The organism is Rhodopseudomonas sp. BR0G17 (assembly GCF_010907025.1).
Classification (GTDB): Bacteria; Pseudomonadota; Alphaproteobacteria; order Rhizobiales; family Xanthobacteraceae; genus Rhodopseudomonas; species Rhodopseudomonas palustris_H.
Genome location: NZ_QUML01000002.1, coordinates 309,989 through 324,545, shown reverse-complemented (window position 1 = coordinate 324,545; position 14,557 = coordinate 309,989). Strand labels below are relative to the sequence as shown.

Annotated in this window: 15 protein-coding genes and 1 other RNA gene; 10 read left to right on the top strand and 6 right to left on the bottom strand. The window is 66.3% G+C overall.

The features are described 5' to 3' along the window. The first annotated feature begins 53 nt into the window (after positions 1-53). From prfA to DY467_RS03580, 3 genes are all read left to right on the top strand, one after another. Positions 54-1,139, top strand: coding sequence for a peptide chain release factor 1 (gene prfA, locus DY467_RS03590; protein WP_164634061.1), 1,086 nt, complete (start codon positions 54-56; stop codon positions 1,137-1,139). Then, positions 1,136-2,005, top strand: a complete 870-nt coding sequence (prmC, locus tag DY467_RS03585; protein ID WP_164634060.1) for a peptide chain release factor N(5)-glutamine methyltransferase — start codon at positions 1,136-1,138, stop codon at positions 2,003-2,005. Before prfA ends, prmC begins: the two co-directional genes overlap by 4 nt. A gap of 455 nt (positions 2,006-2,460) precedes the next feature. After that, complete coding sequence (locus DY467_RS03580) at positions 2,461-3,150, top strand: DUF4167 domain-containing protein (RefSeq protein WP_107342807.1); 690 nt, start codon at positions 2,461-2,463, stop codon at positions 3,148-3,150. 84 nt (positions 3,151-3,234) lie between these two features. Here the strand turns inward: DY467_RS03580 and DY467_RS03575 are convergent, their stop codons facing one another. Further along, positions 3,235-4,005 (bottom strand): class I SAM-dependent methyltransferase, encoded by a 771-nt coding sequence (locus DY467_RS03575; RefSeq protein WP_205501979.1) that lies wholly within the window; start codon positions 4,003-4,005, stop codon positions 3,235-3,237. A gap of 179 nt (positions 4,006-4,184) precedes the next feature. Between DY467_RS03575 and gloB the strand changes: the two genes are divergently transcribed. Continuing rightward, positions 4,185-4,952, top strand: coding sequence for a hydroxyacylglutathione hydrolase (gene gloB / locus DY467_RS03570; RefSeq protein WP_164634058.1), 768 nt, complete (start codon positions 4,185-4,187; stop codon positions 4,950-4,952). Beyond that, positions 4,949-5,386, top strand: coding sequence for a cupin domain-containing protein (locus DY467_RS03565; protein ID WP_164634057.1), 438 nt, complete (start codon positions 4,949-4,951; stop codon positions 5,384-5,386). The genes gloB and DY467_RS03565 overlap by 4 nt, the downstream gene beginning before the upstream one ends. Before the next feature lie 123 nt (positions 5,387-5,509). Here the strand turns inward: DY467_RS03565 and DY467_RS03560 are convergent, their stop codons facing one another. From DY467_RS03560 to DY467_RS03550, 3 genes are read right to left on the bottom strand one after another with little or no spacing between them, the layout of a single operon-like run. After that, complete coding sequence (locus tag DY467_RS03560; RefSeq protein ID WP_107342810.1) at positions 5,510-6,448, bottom strand: sugar kinase; 939 nt, start codon at positions 6,446-6,448, stop codon at positions 5,510-5,512. Next, positions 6,445-7,377, bottom strand: coding sequence for an NAD(+) diphosphatase (gene nudC / locus DY467_RS03555; protein ID WP_164634056.1), 933 nt, complete (start codon positions 7,375-7,377; stop codon positions 6,445-6,447). Before nudC ends, DY467_RS03560 begins: the two co-directional genes overlap by 4 nt. Before the next feature lie 4 nt (positions 7,378-7,381). Beyond that, complete coding sequence (locus tag DY467_RS03550) at positions 7,382-7,801, bottom strand: HIT domain-containing protein (protein ID WP_107342812.1); 420 nt, start codon at positions 7,799-7,801, stop codon at positions 7,382-7,384. A gap of 177 nt (positions 7,802-7,978) precedes the next feature. Here DY467_RS03550 and ffs point away from each other — a divergent pair. From ffs to DY467_RS03525, 5 genes are all read left to right on the top strand, one after another. After that, positions 7,979-8,075: signal recognition particle sRNA small type (gene ffs, locus DY467_RS03545), an RNA gene on the top strand. Between the two features lie 185 nt (positions 8,076-8,260). Next, positions 8,261-10,132 (top strand): DNA polymerase III subunit gamma/tau, encoded by a 1,872-nt coding sequence (locus DY467_RS03540; protein WP_164634055.1) that lies wholly within the window; start codon positions 8,261-8,263, stop codon positions 10,130-10,132. A gap of 21 nt (positions 10,133-10,153) precedes the next feature. Continuing rightward, positions 10,154-10,474 carry a YbaB/EbfC family nucleoid-associated protein gene (locus DY467_RS03535; protein ID WP_164634054.1) on the top strand — a complete coding sequence of 107 codons (321 nt, stop codon included), beginning with the start codon at positions 10,154-10,156 and terminating at the stop codon, positions 10,472-10,474. A gap of 103 nt (positions 10,475-10,577) precedes the next feature. After that, on the top strand, positions 10,578-11,180 hold the full coding sequence (gene recR, locus DY467_RS03530; protein ID WP_011156185.1) for a recombination mediator RecR: 603 nt from the start codon (positions 10,578-10,580) through the stop codon (positions 11,178-11,180). A 19-nt stretch (positions 11,181-11,199) separates the two neighbouring features. Further along, entirely contained in the window at positions 11,200-11,628 is a 429-nt protein-coding gene (locus DY467_RS03525) for a hypothetical protein (protein ID WP_164634053.1), read from the top strand. A 16-nt stretch (positions 11,629-11,644) separates the two neighbouring features. On the opposite strand, the gene DY467_RS03520 is transcribed toward DY467_RS03525, so the two are convergent. Beyond that, entirely contained in the window at positions 11,645-13,021 is a 1,377-nt protein-coding gene (locus tag DY467_RS03520; protein ID WP_164634052.1) for an AmpG family muropeptide MFS transporter, read from the bottom strand. 199 nt (positions 13,022-13,220) lie between these two features. Next, a complete protein-coding gene (locus DY467_RS03515; protein ID WP_164634051.1) occupies positions 13,221-14,423 on the bottom strand; it encodes a DNA recombination protein RmuC in 1,203 nt (400 codons plus the stop codon). Positions 14,424-14,557: the final 134 nt, after the last annotated feature.

Sequence of the window (14,557 nt, the reverse complement as noted above, 5' to 3'; positions counted from 1 at the left end):
ACGCGGCTGCCCGCCGCCGCTTGTCGTTTTTTCGCGTTCATCCGAGATCGTTCATGTCCACACTGCCCGAAGCCAAGCTCGACGTCCTCCTCGCGCATCATGCCGCGCTCGAAGCGCAGCTGATGGCCCAGGTCGGCGCCGAGGACTACGTCCGCATCACCCGCGAATTGTCGGAGCTCAATTCGCTGGTCGAGGCGGTGAAGAGCTATCGCCAGGTCCGCGACGAACTCGGTGAGATGGACGAGCTGCTCGAAGATCCGGCTACCGAGCCGGAGATGCGGGCGATGGCCGAAGCCGAGCGCGATGCGCTCGACGCTCACCGCGACGAACTGATCCAGCAGATCCGCATCGCGCTGTTGCCGAAGGACGCGATGGACGAGCGCAACGTGATGCTGGAAATCCGCGCCGGCACCGGCGGCGACGAGGCCTCGTTGTTCGCCGGCGACCTGTTCCGGATGTACGAGAAATTCGCCGCACTGCAGGGCTGGAGCGTCGAAGTAATTTCCGCGAGCGAAGGCACCGTCGGTGGTTTCAAGGAAATCATCGCCGAAGTGAAGGGCCGCGGCGCCTTCGCCAAGCTGAAATTCGAATCCGGCGTGCACCGTGTCCAGCGCGTGCCCGACACCGAAACCCAGGGGCGCATCCACACCTCGGCCGCGACCGTCGCGGTGCTGCCCGAGGTCGAGGACGTCGACGTCGATATCAAGCAGGAAGACCTGCGGATCGAGACGATGCGGGCGCAGGGTGCCGGTGGTCAGCACGTCAACAAGACCGAGTCGGCGATCCGTATCACCCATCTGCCGACCGGCATCGTGGTGATGATGCAGGACAGCCGCTCGCAGCATAAGAACCGCGCCTCGGCGATGAACATCCTGCGCTCGCGGATCTACGATGCCGAGCGGCAGCGGGTCGATGCCGAACGCTCCGCCGAGCGCAAGGCCAAGGTCGGCTCCGGCGACCGCTCGGAGCGGATCCGCACCTACAACTTCCCGCAAGGGCGCGTCACAGACCATCGCATCAATCTAACGCTGTACAAGCTACCGCAAGTGATGGCCGGCGAAGGCTTGGGTGAACTGATCGATGCGCTAACCACCGAGTACCAGGCGGCGCAGCTCGCCGAGCAGGGCAACGCGGCGTGAGCGACGCTCCGACGATCGCGTCCGCGCGTCGTCGTCTCGCCAGGCAATTCCAGGATGCGGCGATCGAGTCGGCCGCACTCGACGCCCGGCTGCTGGTCGGCGAGGTCACCGGGCTCGATCTCACCGGACTGCTGGTTCAGGCCGAGCGTATTCTGACTGCTGAGGAGAACGAGCGGCTGCAGTCGCTTGCGGCGCGGCGGCTCGGCGGCGAGCCGGTGGCGCGGATCCTCGGCATGCGGGAGTTCTGGGGGCTGCCGTTCGAACTCTCCGCCGACACGCTGGTGCCCCGCCCCGATACTGAGACAATCGTGGAGGCCGCGCTTGCGATCCTGCAGGAGCGAGACTTACCTGCGCCGCGGATACTCGACATCGGGACCGGGAGCGGCGCGATCCTGCTCGCGCTACTACACGAGCGGCCGGATGCCATCGGCGTTGCCACCGATATCAGCTTCGACGCTCTAGGCACCGCACGACGGAATGCGCAGCGTCTTGGACTTGCTGATCGCGCCGGCTTCGTCGCCTGCGACTACGCCTCGGCGCTGCAAGGGCGGTTCGACCTGATCGTCTCCAACCCGCCCTATATTCCAGCTAACGAGATTGCGGGGCTTGATCGCGAGGTGCGGGAGCATGATCCGCGCCGGGCGCTCGACGGCGGAGCCGACGGGCTCGATGCCTACCGGAAAATCATCCCCGAATCGGTCCGCCTGTTGCAACCACGAGGCGCGTTGGTGGTTGAAATCGGACAAGGTCAGGAACGCGATGTAAGCGCCCTGATGCAGGCCTCGGGGTTAACCGTCTCTGACCCCTTCCGGCCTGATTTGTCAGGGATTTTCCGGGCGGTGACCGGGCGGCTGGCGGGCCCCTGATATCGGAACAAATTGCAAAAAACCGCTTGGAATATCGACCGAGAGCGACTACGTTCCGCTCCAGATATCGGTCAGAGCGGCTGGCCCCGCGGTGCGGTGTGGGGCATGTTCTTCTCTACGAGAGCCCCTGACCGAAGGGTTCCATACTGCGGTTTCGATCAAGCGCGATAGGCTGGGGCAGCCGCGCAGCTTTCGACCGCGAAGCGAACGAAAGCCTAAACGATTCACGCTTGAAGAACTCACGCGCGAGAAGCTGAGCCTCGTTGCACAGGCTCGTTGATTTGGTCCGGCTGGCGCAGCACGACCGCCCGCCGGAGTTGGGGAACGCGTCTTTGTTGAACGCGACATACGGCACTAAGCGACCAGAGACTGAAGGGCTGTTCGGAGAGGCGTAGTGCGACCTGCGTCAGGCGCAGCCATGCCTTGCAAAAAGAGGTTCGGTAAGAAGGTAGGACATGAGAAACGGGCAGAACAATAAGCGGCTGCGTAACCGGAATAACGGCGGCAATAATAACAATCGGCGCGGCCAAAACCCGATGACCCGGGTGTTTGAATCGAACGGCCCCGATATCAAGATCCGTGGTACCGCTTCGCACATCGCCGAGAAATACGTTCAGCTCGCCCGCGATGCCCGCTCTTCGGGTGACCCGGTGGCGGCAGAGAACTATTACCAGCACGCCGAGCACTACTTTCGTCTGATCGCGGCTGCCCAGGAGCAGTTCCGGCAGAATCAGCCGCAGCCGCGAATCGACAACGACACCCTCGACAACGACGACGACAGCGAGGGCGATTTCTCCAATTTCGGCGCCGAGCCGGGCCTCGTCCCTGTACAGCAGCCCCAGCCGTACCAGCAGCGCGAGCAGCCGCAGCCTTATCAGCCGCGTGAACAGCCGCAGCCGCGCGAGCATCGCCCGCAGCCGCAGTTCGTGCCGCGCGAGCAGCCGCAGCCGGCGGCCGAGGGCGTCGATCGCCTGCCGTCCTTCATCACCGGCCCGCAGCCGCAGCTCGGCCCGAACGCGTTCGAGAGCAACGGGGGCGGTGAGCGCTTCCCGCCGCGTCGTCGGCGTCGTCCGCGCGGCGAGCCGGCCGCCGCACAGGCCGTCGCCCCGGCTCCGTCGGGTGAGGATGCCGGCGCCGGCGATTAATCGCTGCGTTTGATTCGATTGATCCCAGGATCAGATAAGGCCGCGCCGGTTGGTGCGGCCTTTTTCGTTTCAGCGCATGTCGTTTCAGCGCAGCAGCGGCGGCGCGTTCGGCTCGTCGCCCTGCAGCGGGGTCGGTGAGGGCACCAGAGAAGGCTCCAGCGATGGAATCAGTCGGATGCGCTCGCGCTTCACCGGCTGTGCCCGCACCACCTGCTTGGTGGCTTCCACCACATGCACGCCGGCGAAGGGCAGCGAGGTCGATGCGCCGATCCGCTCCCACGCTGGGGCCGATCGCAACAGCCAGCCGTGCCCCAGCGGCGGCACGAACAGCGCTTCGCTCCAGGCGGTGGGGGTGAACCAGGTTCGTCGTAAGAGATCGGCGATCTGCGAGCGCGAATAGGGACGGCCGTGGCCGAACGGGGTGTTGTCGAGGCGTGCCCAGACGCCGCGGCGATTCGGGACGATTGCCAACAGCCGTCCGGCCGGCGCCATCACCCGCCATACCTCGCGCAGCAGCCGCTCGGGGTCGTCCGACATCTCCAGCGCATGCACCAGCAGGATACGGTCGACCGCCGCATCCGGCAGCGGCAGCGCGTGCTCGTCGACCAGCGACGACAGCGTCGATCGCGCGGTCGGCCATTTCAACACGCCCTGAGCCGCCGGCATGAAGGCGATGCAGCGCTCGCATCTGTCTCGGAACAGGCCGAGATAAGGCGTCGGATAGCCGAGGCCGAGCACGCGATCGCCACGCGCATCCGGCCATCGCGACTGGATGCCGCGGTTGATCAGCCGCCGTGCGACGATGCCGAGACGGCTGCTGTAGAACTCCCGCAGATCCACGACGTCCATGGTCATGCCCACCATTTACCACGGCGTCGTACCGTCCGGCAAAGCCGCACCCTGCTTGGTTTACGAGGCTGTGACCGCTTCATTTCGTCCCGGTCTGCCCCCATGTTAGGATTCGACACTGCGTGACGCCGGCGACAGAAACGGCGCCGGGCACGCTCCTGCCGCCTTCAAGTTCCGGAGATCTCATGCCCGCCGACATCCGTATCGTTCCGTGTCTCACCGACAATTTCGGCTATCTGGTCCACGATCCGGCCACCGGAGCGACCGCATCGATCGACGCGCCGGAAGCTGCCCCGCTGATCGCTGCACTCGACAAAGCAGGCTGGAAGCTGACCGACATCCTGGTCACCCATCATCACGGCGATCACGTCGGCGGAATCGCCGAGCTGAAGAAGAAGTATCAGTGCCGCGTCTATGCGCCGCACGACGCCAACGCCAAGATCGCTGACGTCGATGTCCGCCTGCAGGAAGGTGATTTCGTCCGCATCGGAGATCTCACTGCGCGCGTGCTGGAAACCCCCGGCCACACCCTCGATCACATTTCTTATGTGTTCGACGATGACCGCGCGCTGTTCGCGGCCGACACGCTGTTCTCAATCGGGTGCGGTCGCGTGTTCGAAGGCACCTATCCGATGATGTGGGAGTCGCTGCTGAAGCTGCGGGCGCTGCCGGACGACTTCAAGCTGTATTGCGGCCACGAATACACCGCCTCCAACGTCAAATTCGCGCTCGGCATCGAGCCCGACAACGCGGCGCTCCAGGCCCGTGCCAAGCACGTCGAAGCACTGCGCGCCGAAGGCAAGCCGACAATTCCGGTGACGCTCGGCGAGGAGAAGCAGGCCAACGTGTTCCTGCGTGCCGATGTGCCGTCGGTCGCCGCCGCCGTGGGCCTGTCCGGCGCGCCCGCCGCCGACGTGTTCGGCGAGATCCGCGAGCGCAAGAACAACGGGTGAGCGCGGTGACTCTCAGCGCCGCCGAAGTGATCGCGCGGCTCGGTCTGCAGCCGCACCCGGAAGGCGGCCATTATCGCGAAACGTTTCGCGATCCTCGCTGCGACCCGAGCGGCCGCAGCTACTCGACCGCGATCCACTTCCTGCTCCGTGCAGGCGAGCGTTCGCACTGGCACCGGATCGACGCGGTCGAAGTCTGGCACTACTACGCGGGCGCAGCCCTGATGCTGGAGGTTGCCGATGACGACGGCCGCCGCGCCACCACGCTCGGCCCCGATCTCGGCGCCGGGCATCTGCCGCAAGTCATCGTGCCGCCGCGCGCTTGGCAGGCGGCAACGTCGACCGGGGAATGGACGCTGGTCGGCTGCACCGTGGCGCCGGGTTTCGACTTCGCCGGCTTCGAACTGGCGTCGCCCGGTTGGGAGCCGGCACGATGAAGTCCATCGCGAGGACCGGCTGAACGATAGGCTCGCGCTACGCGTAACCTATCGCAACAAATGATCGAACAGAATGATGGGTTAGTCGCCTCCGCCCTAACCCATCATTCGAGTCTGAATGACTTACAGCGCGCCGACCGGCGATTTTGCCAGCAGTTCGTCGACCTCCGCGCGGCTCGGGCACGCGAACGCGCCCCCCGGACGGGTGCATTTCAATGCCGCGGCCGCAGAGGCAAATCGCAGCGCGTGGGCGATGTCCTGGCCCTCACCGAATGCCACGGTGAAGCCGCCGTGGAAAATATCGCCAGCGCCGAGGGTGTCGACCGAATGCACCGGGAACGCCGGCGTCTCGCGAAACTCGTGCTTGTCGTCGAGCCACAGTGTGCCCTTCGGGCCGCGGGTCACTGCCACGAAGGCATGAGTCAGTGTCGCCAGCTTCTTCAGTGCCTCGGCATCGTCGTCGATGCCCGCGGTGCCGTGCAGCGCTTCCGCCGAGCAGATCAGATGCGAGGCGGCGGTCAGCAGTCCGTCGTTCATCGACATCGCGTTGTCGACATCGACGACCACCGGAATGCCGCGCCGCGTCGCTTCGGCGCACAGCGGCGTGACGAAGCTGGAGCAGCGGCTTTCGGTGAGGATGGCGTCGCAATCCTTCAGCAGCGTGTCGGCATCGGGCAGCGCGACCTTCCATAGGCCGGGGTCACGGAACGTCACGATGGTGCGTTCGCCGGTCGGATCGACCAGCACCGCCGAGATCGGCGTTACCAGGCCCGGCATGTGAATGAGGCCGCTGGAGCCAATGCCTTCCTCGGCCAGCTTGTCGAAGATGAAGCGGGCCGCGGCTTCGTCGGCGTGGCCCATCGGGCCGCACATTTCCGCCCGGCCGCCGAGCCGCCCGATCCCGATCGCGGCATTGAGCGCATTGCCGCCGCAGATCTCGCCGAACGAGCTCGCCGGCACCTTGTTGCCACGGCCGGGCACCGCCTCGATTCGGAACGTGAGGTCACGCACCGGAATGCCGATGCACAGCACGCGCGGCGCGCGTTTGGCAGTCTCGCTCATGATTGTCCCTCCAGCCAGCGGCCGAGCAGATGGTGCGCGATCGCGAACGGGTGCGGCCCGAACAGTCCGTCCGGATGTTCGCGCTTCAGCATCTGCGCCGCCTCGTCACGGGAAAACCACCGCGCGTCTTCAAGTTCCGTCCGATCGACGGTGATGTCGTCGGTGGTGGCGGTCGCCGTGCAGGCGATCATCAGCGACGACGGATACGGCCACGGCTGCGTCATGTAGTAACGCACGTCGGTGCACAGGATGCCGGACTCCTCGACGATCTCGCGGCGCACCGCGTCTTCGATGGTCTCGGCCGCCTCGACGAAGCCGGCGAGGCACGAATACATCCCGGCCGGGAATTGCTTCTGCCGGCCGAGCAGGCAGCGGTCGCCATGCGTCACCAGCATGATCACCACCGGATCGGTGCGCGGAAAGTGCTCGGCCTTGCAGGACGGGCAGTCGCGCTTCCAGCCGCCCTGCGCCATCGCGGTTCGAGTGCCGCAATTGGCGCAATAGCCGTGGCGCTGATGCCAGTTCACCAGCGACTTCGCCATTGCGATCGCCGAGAGCTGCTCGACCGGCAACACGCCCTGCATGGCAAGGCCGCGCAGCTCGACGAGGCCGGCGTCGGGCCGGCCGGCGAGCTTGTCCGCAGCCGGGGCGCCGATCCCCATCCCGAACACGGCAGCGCCGTTGCGCAAGCCGAGGAAGATCGTGCCGGGATTGGCGCCGAGTGCCAGCGCCTCTTTGATCGTCAGCTCGGCCCGTGGGCCATCGGGTTCGTGCTTCACCAACAGCGAATCGCGATGCACCACGAAGGCGCGGGTGTCGCCACGTTCCTCCATCGCCATCAGCTTGGCGTCGTTGCCGCGCAGATGCGCGGCGCGGTCGAGGACGTGGGTGACGAAAGCGGGCTGGCCGAGCGGGAAGGGCGTACTCATCGGCTCAGCTCAGCCAGATCTTGCGGCGGAGCAGATTGATGAACTGCTGCACCTCTTCGGGATCGTGCGCCAGCGGCGGCATCACGCCCCACACCGGCCGCGGCCAAGCCACGTCGCTGGAGCGCCGCGCGATGATGTGGATGTGAAGCTGTGGCACCAGATTGCCGAGCGCTGCGACATTGAGCTTGTCGCATTTGGTGACCTCCTTGAGCGCCCGGCTCACGCGGGCGATCTCGGTCATCAACTGCGCCTGGGCCACCTCGTCGAGGTCGATGATCTCGCTGACGTCGGGCCGGCGCGGCACCAGCAGCAGCCAGGGGTAATGCGCGTCCTTGATCACCAGCACGCGGCTGAGCGGCAGATCGCCGATATTGATGGTGTCTTGTTCGAGCCGGGAGCTCAGCGACCAGTCGGAGGGGGACATTGCGGTTCCATCGGCCCGTTAGCGGAGCGTGGGCTCTTGTCTGTGGCGGGGACGGCCGCGAGGCCGCCTCGCAGTCATACCAAGCCGTCCGGACCGGCGGAAGCGCCACCTAGTCGAAGGTCCAAGGGCGGGACCAGCGACTTGCATTCGGGTCGGTTTGGCGCCAAATAGGGACCGGGAGATTGGCGGTGGACGAGCCTCTCGCCAACCGGGTCAGGTCCGGAAGGAAGCAGCCCTAACGAGGTCTGGATCGGGTCGCTCGTCAGTCTCCTACCTCATTTTTCGGCCGTGCTGCCCTGGCATTCGGGGCGCCACGGCCGGACGAAGGTGGATCAGGACCGGCGGATGCCGGTCCGGTGTAAGGGGTGTTCCGGGCCAGCCGCATGATCCTGCCCCGTCGCGACCGCCCCGCTCCCTTCCGCAATCCGGCCCCACCAACGCAGCATTGCGGACCGACCGATGAGTGACTCTGGCCTTTCCGCGACGCCGTCCGCTGCTCCCGAGCAGCCGGGCAGCGCGAGCGCGCCGGCCGGCGCCTATCGGGTGCTGGCGCGGAAATATCGCCCCAACAGCTTCGATGATCTGATCGGCCAGGAAGCGGTGGTTCGCACCGTCTCCAACGCGTTCGATACGGGCCGGATTCCGCAAGCCTGGATTCTCACCGGCGTCCGTGGTGTCGGCAAGACCACCACCGCGCGTATCCTAGCCCGGGCGCTGAACTACGAATTGCCGGACGGTTCGGTGAAGGGACCGACCATCCACATGCCGGTGCACGGCGTGCACTGCAAGGCGATCATGGAAAGCCGGCACATGGATGTGCTGGAGATGGACGCCGCCTCGCACACCGGTGTCGACGATGTCCGCCAGATCAACGACAGCGTGCGCTATGCGCCGGCGAGCGCGCGCTACAAAGTCTACATCATCGACGAAGTCCACATGCTGTCGACGGCGGCGTTCAACGCCTTCCTGAAGACGCTGGAGGAGCCGCCGGAGCACGCCAAATTCGTGTTCGCCACCACCGAGATCCGCAAGGTGCCGGTGACGGTGTTGTCGCGCTGCCAGCGCTTCGACCTGCGCCGGGTCGAAGCCGACGTGCTGATGAATCACCTGTCGAATATCGCCCAGAAGGAAGGCGTCGAGGTCGAGCCGGAAGCGCTCGGCATCATCGCCCGTGCGGCCGAAGGCTCGGTGCGCGATTCGCTGTCGCTGTTCGACCAGGCGATCGCACACGCGGCCGGCCTGGTGCGCGCCGACGCGGTGCGGCAGATGCTTGGCCTCGCCGACCGCACCCGCGTGATCGAACTGTTCGATGCACTGGCGCGCGGGGATATCGCCGCCGCGTTCGCCGAATTCCGCGACCAGTACGACACCGGCGCTGACCCGGTGGTGGTGCTTTCCGATCTCGCCGAGTTCGTCAATTTCGTCACCCGCGTGAAGATCGTGCCGGCGATCGCCGACAATGTCGCGTTCGGCGAGACCGAGCGGGTGCGCGGGCGTGAGTTCGCCACCAAGCTGTCGATGCGGGTGCTGTCGCGGATGTGGCAGATGCTGCTCAAGGGCATCGCCGAGGTGCAGGGCGCGACCCGTCCGGCCGCGGCGGCCGAGATGGTGCTGGTGCGGATCGCCTATGCGGCCGATCTACCGACGCCCGATGAAGCATTGCGGATGTTGGAGCAGAGCGGTGGCGGTGATGCGCCCGCGATCTCCGGCGGTGGTGGCAGCGGCGGTCGCGGCGGTGCGTCCGCTGCGTTGGCGTCAGCCCCAGCTCTGTCCGCTCCCAGCGCGGCGATGCCACGCAGCGCACCGACCATGAGTGCCGCGCCCGCGCCGACCATGTTGCGCGGCGGCCTCGACAGCACGGCGCGCTCGCCGGTCAGCGCGCCGGCTCCAGAGCCCGAATCATCGGCGCTGAAGATCACGACGTTTCCGCAGCTCGTCGCACTGGCTTCCGAGAAGCGCGACGTGATGACCCGTCTGGCGCTCGAAGCCGACGTGCGGCTGGTGCGGATCGAGGACGGACGGCTCGAACTGGCGCTGGAGCCCAGCGCATCGCGCAGCCTGATCAACGATCTCGGCCGCAAGCTCGAGCAATGGACCGGTCGGCGCTGGACCGTGATCGTGTCCAACGAGCCCGGCCAGCCGACGCTGCGCAAGCAGAACGAGGCGCAGCAGAACGAACGCGAGCGTGCGGCGGAGAACGATCCGCGCGTCCAGGAAGTGTTGGCGCGATTTCCCGGCGCCAAGCTGACCGTGCGGCGCCTCGCCCCCGAGCCGGTGGAGATCGAGTCTGATATGGACGATCCCTCCGAGCGAATTGACGACGACGATTAGCGATCTGAAAGGAATCCGATCATGGCTGACTTTCTCGGCATGATGAAACAGGCTGCCCAGCTGCAGTCGAAGATGAAGGCGATGCAGGCCGAGCTCGACCAGATCGAGGTCGAGGGCCTGTCGGGCGGCGGCCTCGTCAAGGTACGGATGAGCGCCAAGATGGAGGTACGTGGCATCTCGATCGATCCGTCGCTGATCAAGCCCGACGAGCGCGAAGTGCTCGAAGATCTGCTGGTGGCGGCGCATGGCGACGCCCATCGCAAGGCGGAAGCCGCGATGCAGGAGAAGATGCAGGCGCTGACCGGCGGCCTCGGCCTGCCGCCCGGGCTCGGCCTGGGCTAGTCTTTCTCGCCTTTCGATTCGCGCCTTAGACGCCCGTCTCGGCAATGAGAGTGGCGAAGCGTTGCGTCGTCGCGTCTTATCAACCCACGGAGACGGAGTCCCGATGGCCGGTGCCGCAGGCCCCGAGATCGAACGTCTGATCCAGTTGCTGGCGCGGCTGCCCGGATTGGGACCGCGCTCGGCGCGGCGCGCCGCGCTGCATCTGATCAAGAAGCGCGACGCGCTGATGGCGCCGCTCGCCTCGGCCTTGCAGGTCGCGATCGACAAGATCGAAGTCTGCAGCACCTGCGGCAACATCGACTCGCAGAACCCGTGCACGGTTTGCACCGATCCCCGCCGCGATTCCTCGATCATCGTGGTGGTGGCCGACGTTGCGGATTTGTGGGCGCTCGAACGCGCCTCTGCCACAAACGGCCGGTACCACGTTCTGGGGGCCACGCTCTCGCCGCTCGACGGCGTCGGCCCCGAGGATCTGACGATCGATGCGTTGGTGAAGCGTGCGCATGATCCCGGCGTCGCCGAGATCATTCTGGCGCTCAACGCCACCGTCGATGGCCAGACCACCGCACATTACGTCACCGACCTCTTGCAGGACGCCAACGTTAAGGTGACCCGGCTCGCCCACGGCGTGCCGGTCGGTGGCGAACTCGACTATCTCGACGAAGGAACGCTGTCGGCGGCGATGCGACAGCGCACTTTGTTCTGACCCAACCGGATTGGACCTGATGACTCAGCCACGCTTCACGCTCCCGACGATTGCCGCGCTCGCCCTGACGCTCGTTGCCTCCGGGGTGTCCGCGCAAGATGCGCAGCAGGGCGGGACGCAGGCGGCGCTGCCGAAGCCGACCGCGCTTCGCGTCGGCGATGTGCTCAGCGGTGAGCTCAATGCGCTGAAGACCCGGGCCAAGGGCAAGAACGGTCCGGTGTATCAGCTCGTCAGCGAGCCGCGCCGGCTGCCGGCGCCGGCAGGCCTGTGCAATCTCGAGAACGGGCCGGAGACCTTCCAGATCGTGCCGGCCGACGATGCCCAGGCGTCGCAACTGAAGACGCACCGCGGCAAGCAGGTTGCGCTGAAGATCGAGTCGGTCAGTTGCGCCAACGAGCCCGGTCAGATGAGCGAAGCCGTGGTGACCAAGTGGAGCCTGCTGAAGTAATCGGCGGGACGATCCGTCAGACCTTCACCGGTCCGAGCGCCGCGAAATGGCCGCGGCGCTGCAGCCACGCCAGCAGCAACAGGCTCGGGATCGCGACCGCGACACAGATCGCAAAGAACGCCGGCCACCCGGTGGCCTTGGCCACATAGCCGGCCCCCGACGACAGATAGGTCCGCCCGACCGCAGCGAGCGCGGTCAGCAGGGCGTATTGGGTGGCGGTGTGCAGCGGGTTCTTGCACAGCGCCGACAGATACGCGACGAAGATCACCGTGCCGATCGCGCTGGTGAAGTTCTCGGCGCTGATCGCCAGCGCCAGCGCCCATTGATCGACACCGACCACGGCGAGCCACGAGAACGACAGGTTGGCGACAGCCTGCAGCAGGCCGCCGATCCACAGGCTGGCGGCGAGTGAATAACGCCGCGCCACGAAGCCGCCGGCAAAGCCGCCGATCAGCGTTGCGGCGAGTCCGACGCCTTTGACGATCGCCGCATAGTCGTTGCGGGTGAAGCCGAGGTCGATCACGAACGGCGCCGTCATGGTGCCGGAGAACGCGTCGGTGAATTTGAACAGCACCACGAAAGCCAGTGCCGCGAATGCATCCTTGCGGCCGAGGAATTCGGAGAATGCGCCGATCGCCGCCTGGGTGACGCGGCGGAACGCGCTCTCGCCGCTGGTTGCAGCTTCGGCCCGCGCCGATTGCTCCGGCTCGGTGGCGAGCAGCGCTGTGACGGTGCCGATCAGCACCATCGCGGCCATCGTCACATAGCCCCACATCCAGGACTCCAGCCGGGTCCGCCCGGTGGATTCGTAGGCGCTGACCAGGAACAGCGCGCCGGCGGTCGAGACCAGCATGCCGATGCGATACGCCGCCACATAGGCGGCCATGCCGGCGGCCTGTTCTTGTTCCGGCAGGCTTTCCACCCTGAAGGCATCGACCACGATGTCCTGGGTGGCCGAGGTGGTGGCAACCAGCAGCGCACCGATCGCGACGTAGAGCGGCGACTTCGCCGGGTCCGCGAATGCCAGCACCAGGATGGCGGCGATCAGCAACAGCTGGGCGAACACCAGCCAGCCGCGGCGCCGGCCGAACGTCCGGGTGAGCAGCGGCACGTGCAGCGCGTCGACCAGCGGAGCCCAGATGAATTTCAGCGTGTAGGGTGTGCCGACCAGCGCGAACAGCCCGATAGTGCCGAGATCGACGCCGGATTCGCGCATCCACACCAGCAGCGTCGAACCGGACAGCGCCAACGGCAGGCCGGAGGAGAAGCCGAGAAACAGCACCACCAACACTCGCGGCTGCAAATACACCGCCATCGCCTCGCGCCAGCTCGGCTTGGTGACGGCTACTTGCGACGGCGCCTCGGGATTCGACGCGGGATCGGGAGCATTCATGTGTGGTTGGTAGCAGATTCGACGGAAGCCGGGCATCAAAGTCCGTCATCGCCCGGCTTGTCCGGGCGAACCAGTACTCACCGTGATTTGTCTGAAGCACGAGGCCATGCTGGACCATGTCGCCGCTGAGCCACGAAGGCTCTGGGATACTGGGGCGCCCGCTTTTGCGGGCGATGACGGCGGGTTGCGTGGCGCTGCCTCAGCTCGGCGCGACTTCGTCAATCTTGAAGGCGCGCGAGGCGAACAGATCGGCGCGGTCCGGGGCAAGGGGCGCTTCGGGTGTGGGAGCCGCTGAAGGGGCGGCGGCCGAGTCGCTGAAGTCGAGCTCCTCGATCCGAGCGGCGCGGCGCTCGATCTTGTCGGCGGAGATCAGGATCTGGCGGACGTCGTCGGTGACTTGACCGAAATGGGTCTGCAGCTTGGTGACGCGCTCGCGCAAGCGCGCCAGATCGTCGCCGAGGCTGAGCACCTCGGTGCGTATCTGGTCGGCGGCGTCGCGCATCCGTGCGTCTTTGAGGATCTGCTGCATCACCTGGATCGCCAGCATCAGCAGCGACGGCGACACCAGCACGACGCGGGCTCGGTAGGCCTTCTGGATCACGTCGTCGAAACCGTCGTGGATCTCCGCATAGACCGACTCCGACGGCACGAACATCAACGCGGTGTCCTGGGTCTCGCCCGGGATCAGGTATTTGGACGCGATGTCGTCGACATGGCGCATCACGTCGGTGCGCAGCCGCTGCGCGGCGGCCTTCTTGGCTTCTTCGGTGGTCGCCTCGCGTAGCGCCGTCACCGCTTCCAGCGGAAACTTGGCGTCGATGCACAGTGGCCGCTGATCCGGCAGCAGCACCACGCAGTCCGGCCGCTTGCCGGTCGACAGCGTGTATTGGAACGCGAACGAGCCCTTCGGCAGCCCATCTTGCACGATCGTTTCCATCCGCGCCTGGCCGAACGCGCCGCGTGCCTGCTTGTTGGCGAGCACGTCGCGCAGGGTCGTCACCTGGTCGGTCAGTTCGGTGAGGTTGTCATGGGCGCGGTCGATGATGCCGAGCCGCTCGTGCAGCGCTTGCAGGCTCTGCATGGTGTAGCGGGTCGATTGGGTCAGCGACTGGCCGAACCGGTGGGTGACGCTGTCGAGCCGTTCGCTCATCGCCCGCGCCATCTCGGCCTGACGGCCGGCAAGCGCCCGGCCCATTGCATCGACCCGGCCGTTGGCCTCGTGCTGGGCCCGCATCAACACCGCCAGCCGTTGGTCGATCTCCGCGGTCCGCCGCGCGGCGCTGCCGCGGGCCACAAGGACGGCGATGATCGCGAGCAGGGCCAGCGCGAGCGCGGCGAAAGCTACGGCGGCCATGCCGAGGCTGACCGGCACTTCGCCGAGCCTGAACAGAATCTGGTCCATCGCCGCCGGTGTAGCAGATTGCACAGCCATCAAGAACGAAGATAGAACATGACGCTGAACAGACCTTTAAGGCAGGTCGCGCCGAAAGTGGCAGAAGCTCCGGTCGGTCCCGGATTGACCGCAACGTCGGCGCC

Bases quoted from the DNA above. Each gene is read 5' to 3' on its own strand.
- nudC (WP_164634056.1), bottom strand. From the start codon at position 7,377: ATGAGTACGCCCTTCCCGCTCGGCCAGCCCGCTTTCGTCACCCACGTC.
- prfA (WP_164634061.1), top strand. From the start codon at position 54: ATGTCCACACTGCCCGAAGCCAAGCTCGACGTCCTCCTCGCGCATCAT.
- DY467_RS03580 (WP_107342807.1), top strand. From the start codon at position 2,461: ATGAGAAACGGGCAGAACAATAAGCGGCTGCGTAACCGGAATAACGGC.
- DY467_RS03520 (WP_164634052.1), bottom strand. From the start codon at position 13,021: ATGAATGCTCCCGATCCCGCGTCGAATCCCGAGGCGCCGTCGCAAGTA.
- DY467_RS03535 (WP_164634054.1), top strand. From the start codon at position 10,154: ATGGCTGACTTTCTCGGCATGATGAAACAGGCTGCCCAGCTGCAGTCG.
- recR (WP_011156185.1), top strand. From the start codon at position 10,578: ATGGCCGGTGCCGCAGGCCCCGAGATCGAACGTCTGATCCAGTTGCTG.
- DY467_RS03540 (WP_164634055.1), top strand. From the start codon at position 8,261: ATGAGTGACTCTGGCCTTTCCGCGACGCCGTCCGCTGCTCCCGAGCAG.
- DY467_RS03575 (WP_205501979.1), bottom strand. From the start codon at position 4,005: ATGACCATGGACGTCGTGGATCTGCGGGAGTTCTACAGCAGCCGTCTC.
- gloB (WP_164634058.1), top strand. From the start codon at position 4,185: ATGCCCGCCGACATCCGTATCGTTCCGTGTCTCACCGACAATTTCGGC.
- DY467_RS03550 (WP_107342812.1), bottom strand. From the start codon at position 7,801: ATGTCCCCCTCCGACTGGTCGCTGAGCTCCCGGCTCGAACAAGACACC.
- DY467_RS03515 (WP_164634051.1), bottom strand. From the start codon at position 14,423: ATGGACCAGATTCTGTTCAGGCTCGGCGAAGTGCCGGTCAGCCTCGGC.
- DY467_RS03560 (WP_107342810.1), bottom strand. From the start codon at position 6,448: ATGAGCGAGACTGCCAAACGCGCGCCGCGCGTGCTGTGCATCGGCATT.
- DY467_RS03525 (WP_164634053.1), top strand. From the start codon at position 11,200: ATGACTCAGCCACGCTTCACGCTCCCGACGATTGCCGCGCTCGCCCTG.